Below are 3,840 nucleotides of genomic sequence, written 5' to 3'. Positions count from 1 at the left end.
AACGGTCCCGGCGAGGCCCGCGAGGCCGACCTCGGGGTCGCCTCCGGCAACGGCAAGGGCCAGATCTTCGTGAAGGGCGAGGTCATCAAGACCGTCCCCGAGTCCAAGATCGTGGAGACCCTCATCGAGGAGGCCATGAAGCTCGCCGAGCAGATGGAGAAGGACGGCACCGCCTCCGGCGAGCCCACCGTCTCCGTCGCGGGCTGACCCAGCCGCTCTGCCGCGCCGCCCCCCGGGGGGGCGGCGCGGCACATTTTCGGCAGGTACAGTGCGGAGATCAGCAGATCTCAGGGTGAGGGCCCCCGCACGTGTTGACGCAGACCACCTCCCGCGTGCTCGAACCGAGCGACCTGGACGCCGCGCTCGCCGTTCTCGACCGCGAGCCGGTCGCGAACGCCTTCGTGACGGCCCGGGTGCAGGTCGCGGGCCTCGACCCGTGGCGGCTCGGCGGCGAGATGTGGGGCTGGTACGAGGACGGCATGCTGACGTCCCTGTGCTACGCGGGCGCCAACCTCGTCCCCATCTGCGCCACCCCGCGCGCCGTGCGCGCCTTCGCCGACCGCGCCCGGCGGGCCGGCCGCCGCTGCTCCTCCATCGTCGGCCCCGTCGACTCCACCGCCCAGCTGTGGCGGCTCCTGGAACCGGGCTGGGGCCCGGCCCGCGAGGTGCGCCGCCGACAGCCCCTCATGGTCACCGACCGGATGCCCGCCGACATCGCCCCGGACCCCCACGTCCGGCGCGTCCGCAAGGACGAGATGGAGCGGATCATGCCGGCGTGCGTGGCGATGTTCACCGAGGAGGTCGGGGTCTCCCCGCTGGCCGGCGACGGCGGCCTGCTCTACCAGGCGCGCGTCGCCGAACTCGTCGGCTCCGGCCGCTCCTTCGCCCGCTTCGACGCCGACGGCCGCGTCGTCTTCAAGGCCGAGATCGGCGCCGCGACCGACCGGGCCTGCCAGATCCAGGGCGTGTGGGTGGCACCGGAACACCGCGGCAAGGGCCTCGCGGCGCCGGGAATGGCGGCGGTGCTGCGCTACGCGCTGGCGGACGTGGCCCCGGTGGTGAGCCTGTACGTGAACGACTTCAACACGGCGGCCCGGCGCACCTACACGCGCGTGGGTTTCCAGGAGGTCGGCGCCTTCATGAGCGTTCTGTTCTGAAAGCGCGGGCGACCGTGGACGCCCTTGCCCGGGAAGGACGTTCGGACCCCCGCGCCATCCGGCGAGGCGCCCCGGTAGGCTCCCCGCCATGGACCTCGCGATCGGCCCCCTGGACCTTCCCACCCACGTCGACGAGGCCCTCGCCGTCCAGGCCGAAGCCTTCGGCCTCGGTGCCGACGAGGTGGCCGTACGGCGCCAGATCGTCCTGCGCCACATGACCTACCCCGGGGCGAGAGCCCTCGGCGCGACCGTCCGCGGCACGCTCGTCGGCTTCGTCTACGGCATGCCCAACGACCGCACCCACTGGTGGTCGACGGTCGTGGAACCGTACCTGCGCGCCCGGGGCAACGACGCCTGGCTCGACGACTCCTTCGTGATCACCGAGCTGCACGTCCACCCCGCCCACCAGAACCGCGGCATCGGCCGTTCCCTGATCACCACGATCACCGACGGCGCGACCGAACCCCGCTCGATCCTCTCCGCGATCGACACCGAGAGCCCCGCCCGCGCCCTCTACCGTTCCCTCGGCTACGAGGACCTCGCCCGCCAGGTCCTCTTCCCCAGCGCCCCCAAGCCGTACGCCGTGATGGGCGCCCCGCTCCCGCTGCGCAGGCGCTAGACGGGCACCAATCGATTTCCGCCGGGATGGACCACCCGGCTAACCTCCTAGCCATCACCCTCACGCAGCAGGAGATACGAGAACCATGGCCAACGTACCGGTCCAGCGCATGTCCCAGTTGATGGCGAAGACGCTGCGCGACGACCCGGCGGACGCCGAGGTCCTCAGCCACAAGCTGCTGGTCCGCGCCGGGTACGTGCGCCGCACCGCCGCCGGCATCTGGAGCTGGCTGCCCCTCGGCAAGAAGGTCCTCGCCAACGTGGAGCGCGTCGTCCGCGAGGAGATGGACGCCATCGGCGGCCAGGAAGTCCTCCTGCCGGCCCTGCTGCCCCGGGAGCCGTACGAGGCGACCGGGCGCTGGGACGAGTACGGCGGCGAGCTCTTCCGCCTGCAGGACCGCAAGGGCGGCGACTACCTGCTCGGCCCCACCCACGAGGAGATCTTCACCCTCCTGGTGAAGGACCAGGCGTCCTCCTACAAGGACCTGCCGGTCATCCTCTACCAGATCCAGAGCAAGTACCGCGACGAGGCCCGGCCCCGGGCCGGCATCCTGCGCGGCCGCGAGTTCCTGATGAAGGACTCCTACTCGTTCGACACCGCCGACGAGGGCCTCACCGAGTCCTACGCCCTGCACCGCCAGGCCTACCAGCGGATCTTCGAGCGCCTCGGCCTGGACTACCGCATCGTCGCCGCGACCGCCGGTGCCATGGGCGGCTCCAAGTCCGAGGAGTTCCTCGCCCCGGCCGAGGCCGGCGAGGACGTCTTCGCGGACTGCCCGAACTGCGACTACGCGGCGAACACCGAGGCGATCACCTACGAGCTGAAGCCGGTCGACGCCACGGACGTCCCCGCCGCCGAGGACATCCCCACCCCGGACACCCCGACCATCGAGACGCTCGCCGCCTCCCTCGGCGTCCCCGCCTCCGCGACCCTGAAGAACCTCCTCGTCAAGGTCGACGGCGAGATCATCGCCGTGGGCGTCCCCGGCGACCGCGAGGTCGACATGGGCAAGGTCGAGGCGCACTTCGCCCCGGCCGTCGTCGAGCTGGTCACCGCCGACGACTTCACGGGCCGCCCGGACCTGGTCCGCGGCTACGTCGGTCCGCAGGGCATGGACAAGCTGAAGTACATCGCCGACCCGCGGGTCGCTCCGGGCACGGCGTGGATCACCGGCGCCAACAAGGAGCACACGCACGCCAAGAACGTCGTGGCGGGCCGTGACTTCGAGGTCGACGAGTACGTCGACGTCGTGGTCGTGCAGGAGGGCGACCCCTGCCCGAAGTGCGGCACCGGCCTGAAGCTGGACCGCGCGATCGAGATCGGCCACATCTTCCAGCTGGGCCGCAAGTACACGGACGCCCTCAAGCTGGACGTCCTCGGCCAGAACGGCAAGCCGGTCCGCGTGACCATGGGCTCCTACGGCATCGGCGTCTCCCGCGCGGTCGCCGCCCTCGCCGAGCAGCACGCCGACGACAAGGGCCTCGTGTGGTCCAAGGAGGTCGCCCCGGCCGACGTCCACGTGGTCGCCGCCGGCAAGGCCCTGCAGACCGAGCTGGCCCTGGAGGTCTCCGGGAAGCTCGCCGCCGCGGGCGTACGGGTGCTGGTCGACGACCGGGCCGGGGTGTCCCCGGGCGTGAAGTTCACGGACGCCGAGCTGATCGGCGTCCCCCAGATCCTGGTCGCCGGGCGGCGCTCCGCCGAAGGCGTGGTCGAGCTGAAGGACCGCCGCACCGGTGAGCGCGAGGAACTGCCGGTCGAGGAGGCCATCGCCCGCCTGACCGCGTGAGCCGAGCCCACAGGGGGCGCCCGCGACCGGCGGGCGCCCCCTGTGGCATGTCTGAACCGGCCCGGCAGGGCGTCCGGCCGACCGCTGGGGCGTTCCCGTGCGGCCGCGGTGGGGCGGGTGTCGGCGGCCCGGCAGGGCGTCCGGCCGACCGCTGGGGCGTTCCCGTGCGGCCGCGGTGGGGCGGGTGTCGGCGGCCCGGCGGTGCGTCGGCGGCCGGTGGGCGTCCGGTGCGTGGGCGCGGACGCGCGTTCCCGTCGAGTGCCGTCCGGGGTTCGAGG

3 protein-coding genes and 1 pseudogene are annotated in these 3,840 nt (G+C 72.6%); all 4 read left to right on the top strand.

The genetic code is table 11. The features are described 5' to 3' along the window. Positions 1–207 (top strand): annotated as a pseudogene (locus tag IE260_RS39260) (flavodoxin-dependent (E)-4-hydroxy-3-methylbut-2-enyl-diphosphate synthase); the annotation flags it as partial. Between the two features lie 101 nt (positions 208–308). Beyond that, a complete protein-coding gene (locus tag IE260_RS39255; protein WP_189880723.1) occupies positions 309–1,157 on the top strand; it encodes a GNAT family N-acetyltransferase in 849 nt (282 codons plus the stop codon). Between the two features lie 88 nt (positions 1,158–1,245). Next, positions 1,246–1,776 (top strand): GNAT family N-acetyltransferase, encoded by a 531-nt coding sequence (locus tag IE260_RS39250; RefSeq protein WP_189880722.1) that lies wholly within the window; start codon positions 1,246–1,248, stop codon positions 1,774–1,776. 85 nt (positions 1,777–1,861) lie between these two features. Further along, positions 1,862–3,562 carry a proline--tRNA ligase gene (locus tag IE260_RS39245; protein ID WP_189880721.1) on the top strand — a complete coding sequence of 567 codons (1,701 nt, stop codon included), beginning with the start codon at positions 1,862–1,864 and terminating at the stop codon, positions 3,560–3,562. Positions 3,563–3,840 lie beyond the last annotated feature (278 nt).

The organism is Streptomyces viridiviolaceus (genome assembly GCF_014650995.1).
GTDB classification, from domain to species: domain Bacteria; phylum Actinomycetota; class Actinomycetes; order Streptomycetales; family Streptomycetaceae; genus Streptomyces; species Streptomyces viridiviolaceus.
The sequence above is the reverse complement of the archived record's forward strand: the minus strand, read 5'-3'. Positions and strand labels throughout refer to the sequence as shown.

Bases quoted from the DNA above. Each gene is read 5' to 3' on its own strand.
- IE260_RS39250 (WP_189880722.1), top strand. From the start codon at position 1,246: ATGGACCTCGCGATCGGCCCCCTGGACCTTCCCACCCACGTCGACGAG.
- IE260_RS39245 (WP_189880721.1), top strand. From the start codon at position 1,862: ATGGCCAACGTACCGGTCCAGCGCATGTCCCAGTTGATGGCGAAGACG.